Below are 3,789 nucleotides of genomic sequence, written 5' to 3'. Positions count from 1 at the left end.
TAACCAAGGCCCTTTGTTTCCGGGCCTTGGCTTATTGGTGTGTTACGAGCAGGCGTTGATTGCGCGTTTAGTCATGACGCTGACGAGGTGGGCGCGGTAGTCCTTGCTGCCGTGCAGGTCGCCGATCATGTTTGCGGGGTTGATGCTCAGGCCGGTCAGGGCGTCGGGGCGGAACTCGGTGTTGAGCGCCTGTTCAGCCTCGGACCAACGGAACACGCCATCCTCGCTGGCGCCGGTAACGGCCACGCGGACACCGTCTGCGAACCGCGCCAGATAGACGCCGACCAACGCAAAGCGGGACGCAGGTTGCAGGAACTTCTGATAGCTTGCCGCCTGCGGCACGGGAAAGCGGATCTGGGTGATGATCTCGCCCTCATCCAGCGCCGTGGTGAACATGCCCTGAAAGAAGTCATCCGCCGCGATCTGCCGCGCATTGGTCACAATGGTCGCGCCCGATCCCAGCACGCCCGCCGGATAACAGGCCGCCGGATCATTGTTGGCCACCGAGCCGCCAATGGTGCCGCGATTGCGCACCGCCGGATCACCGATTTGCCCGGCCAAAGCCGCCAGCCCCGGATAGGACCCCGCCGCCTCGCGCGCCACCACCGCATGGGGCGTGGCCCCACCGATCGAGACCGAGCCGTCATCCTCGACGCACACGCCCTGCATCTCGGCAATCCCGCCCAGCGACACCAGCGCCGAAGGCGCCGCCAACCGTTGCTTCAGCGTCGGGATCAGCGTCTGCCCCCCGCCCAACGCCTGTGCATCCTCGGCCCCCAACGCGGCAACCGCATCGGCAATGGTCGAAGGCTTCTCAAACTCGAAACTGTACATTTCGCATTTCCTTTCCGAAGAACACGGATCCATTCTTCATCTGGCTATAAATATCCCGGGGAGCGCGAGGGGCTGGCCCCTCGCACCCCAACCTCTCAACTGTTCATCGCCGCCCAGACGCGCGACGGGCTCACCGGCATGTCGATGTGATCGACAGCCTTGCCACCCGAATGCATCGCATCCAGAACCGCATTGACCACAGCGGGGGGCGAGCCAATGGCCCCGGCCTCACCACAGCCCTTCACACCCAGCGGGTTATGTGTACACGGCGTCTGGCTGGAATGATCCACACCATAGAAAGGCACGTCATCGGCCCGCGGCATGGCGTAATCCATGTAGGACGCGCTCAGCAGCTGGCCATTCTCGTCATAGGCGCAGTTCTCCAGCAGCGCCTGACCGATGCCCTGACCGATGCCGCCATGGACCTGGCCATCCACGATCATCGGGTTGACGATGTTGCCAAAGTCATCGGCCGCAGTGAACGCCTCGATGGTGACCTTGCCGGTCTCGGGGTCCAGCTCGACCTCGCAGGCATAGGCGCCCGAGGGGAAGGTAAAGTTGGCCGGGTCGTAAAACGCGGTCTCCTCCAGCCCCGGCTCGACTTCCAGCGGGTAGTTATGCGGCACATAAGCCGTCAGGGTCACATCGCCCCAGGCCACCGACTTGTCGGTGCCTGCCACGCTGAACTGACCGTCCTTCAGCTCGATATCGGCTTCAGAGGCCTCCAGCAGGTGGGCGGCGATCTTCTTGGCCTTGTCGATCACCTTCTCGGTGGCCTTGACCATGGCCGAGCCACAGACCGCAAGGCTGCGCGAGCCATAGGTGCCCATGCCGAACGGGATCTTGGACGTATCGCCATGCACGATCTCAACCATCGACTCGTCGATGCCGATCATGTCGGCCACAACCTGCGGGAAGGCAGTCTCATGCCCTTGCCCGTGGCTGTGCGCGCCCACCATGACACTGATCGATCCGGTGGCATTCACCCGCACCGTGGCCGCATCATACAGACCCGCACGCGCGCCCAGCATCCCCACGATGTTCGAGGGTGCAATGCCGCAAGCCTCGATATAGCAGTTGATACCCAAACCACGCAGCTTGCCCTTGGCCTCGCTTTCCGCACGGCGCGCGGCAAAGCCCGCCAGATCGGCGGCGGCCTCAAGCTTGTCCATGGTCCCGTTGTAATCCCCGGTGTCATAGGTCAGAGCGACCGGCGTGTCATAGGGGAACTGGGTGATGAAGTTCTGACGCCGCAGGGCAATCGGATCGACCCCCAGCTCGCGCGCGGCCTTGTCGATCACGCGTTCCAGCTGGTACGTCGCCTCGGGCCGGCCCGCGCCGCGATAGGCATCCACCGGCACCGTGTTGGTGAAGGTCGCCTTGACGTTCACCTGAATGACCGGCGTGGTGTAATTGCCCGCCGCCAGCGTGCCGTGCAGCCATGTGGGCACCGAGCTGGCAAAGGTCGACAGATAAGCCCCCATATTGGCCAACGTATTGGTGCGCAGACCGACAAAGTTGTTGTCCCCGTCCAGCGCCAGTTCGATCGTGGTCACGTGATCACGGCCATGGGCATCGGACATGAACGCCTCGGACCGGCTGGCCGACCATTTGACGGGCCGGTTGCAGGCCTTGGCGGCAAAGGTCACAAACGCCTCTTCCGCATAGTGGAAGATCTTGGTGCCAAAGCCACCGCCCACATCCGGGGCCACCACGCGCACCTTGTGTTCCGGCAGGCCCAACACAAAGGCACACATCAGCAGCCGGATCACATGCGGGTTCTGCGACGTGGTATAGAGCGTATAATCCTCGGTCCCGCGGCTGTATTCCGCCACCGCCACGCGCGGCTCCATCGGGTTGGCAACCAGACGGTTGTTCACCAGATCCAGCGTGGTCACATGGGCGGCATTGGCGAAGACTTCGTTCACCTTGGCATCGTCGGTCTCGCCCAACTGCCAGTCATAGCAGACGTTGTTCTTCAGATCGTCATGCACCAGCGTCGCGCCGTCCTGCACCGCCGCCTTCATGTCGATCACGGCGGGCAGTTCCTCGAGGTCGACGTCAATCGCCTCGGCCGCATCGCGGGCCTGGGCCAGGCTGTCGGCCACCACGGCGGCGATAGGATCGCCCACATGGCGCACCTTGCCCTGTGCCAGAATGGGGTGCGCCGGTTCCTGCATGGGTGCGCCGTGCTTGTCGGTCACCTCCCAGCCGCAGGGGATGCCGCCCACCCCTTCGAAATCCTTGCCGGTAAACACCTTGACCACGCCCGGCATGGCCTCAGCCGCCGAGGTGTCAATGCCGTTGATCCGGCCATGCGCGATATCCGAGCGCAGGAAATATACATGGGCCTGTCCGGCCACGTTGATGTCGTCGGTGTAATTGCCTGCTCCGGTCAGAAAGCGCACGTCCTCGCGCCGCTTGGAACTGGCTCCGATGCCACTGTCTTTGGGCATTGCTTGTTCTCCTCCCTCGGGCCGCTTATTCGGCGGCGATGTTGCTCACGTCCTGACCAGATGCGGCCATGATCGCCTTGACGATGTTATGATAGCCCGTGCAGCGGCACAGGTTGCCCTCCAGATAATGCCGGATCTCTCCTTCCGTCGGGCGCGGGTTCTCTTTCAGCAACGCCGCCGCGCTCATCACCATCCCAGGCGTGCAAAAGCCGCACTGAAGACCGTGATGATCCTGAAACGCCTGCTGAATCACGTTCAACGACCCATCCGCATTGGCCTGACCTTCAATCGTGCCAACATCGGCCCCATCCGCCTCCAAAGCCAACATGTTGCACGACTTCACAGCCTGACCATCCACATGCACAACACACGCACCACATTGCGCCGTGTCACACCCAACATGCGTCCCAGTCAAAGACAAATGCTCGCGCAAAAAACCAGACAACAACGTCCGACCCTCAACCTCACCGCTCACAGCTACGCCGTTCACAGTCATCGA

General features: G+C 62.8%; 3 protein-coding genes. All 3 read right to left on the bottom strand.

Going from position 1 to position 3,789, the window contains the following annotated elements; all coding sequences use genetic code 11:
* Positions 1-42: 42 nt before the first annotated feature.
* Positions 43-834 carry a xanthine dehydrogenase family protein subunit M gene (locus RUESEDTHA_RS20745; RefSeq protein ID WP_171121282.1) on the bottom strand — a complete coding sequence of 264 codons (792 nt, stop codon included), beginning with the start codon at positions 832-834 and terminating at the stop codon, positions 43-45.
* A 95-nt stretch (positions 835-929) separates the two neighbouring features.
* On the bottom strand, positions 930-3,290 hold the full coding sequence (locus tag RUESEDTHA_RS20740) for a xanthine dehydrogenase family protein molybdopterin-binding subunit (protein ID WP_180888493.1): 2,361 nt from the start codon (positions 3,288-3,290) through the stop codon (positions 930-932).
* 25 nt (positions 3,291-3,315) lie between these two features.
* Positions 3,316-3,789 (bottom strand): (2Fe-2S)-binding protein (locus tag RUESEDTHA_RS20735; protein ID WP_254428862.1); only part of this gene is annotated, 474 nt, incomplete at its 5' end.

The sequence above is a fragment of the Ruegeria sp. THAF57 genome, assembly GCF_903914075.1.
Lineage (GTDB): Bacteria > Pseudomonadota > Alphaproteobacteria > Rhodobacterales > Rhodobacteraceae > Ruegeria.
The sequence above is the reverse complement of the archived record's forward strand: the minus strand, read 5'-3'. Positions and strand labels throughout refer to the sequence as shown.

Bases quoted from the DNA above. Each gene is read 5' to 3' on its own strand.
- RUESEDTHA_RS20740 (WP_180888493.1), bottom strand. From the start codon at position 3,290: ATGCCCAAAGACAGTGGCATCGGAGCCAGTTCCAAGCGGCGCGAGGAC.
- RUESEDTHA_RS20745 (WP_171121282.1), bottom strand. From the start codon at position 834: ATGTACAGTTTCGAGTTTGAGAAGCCTTCGACCATTGCCGATGCGGTT.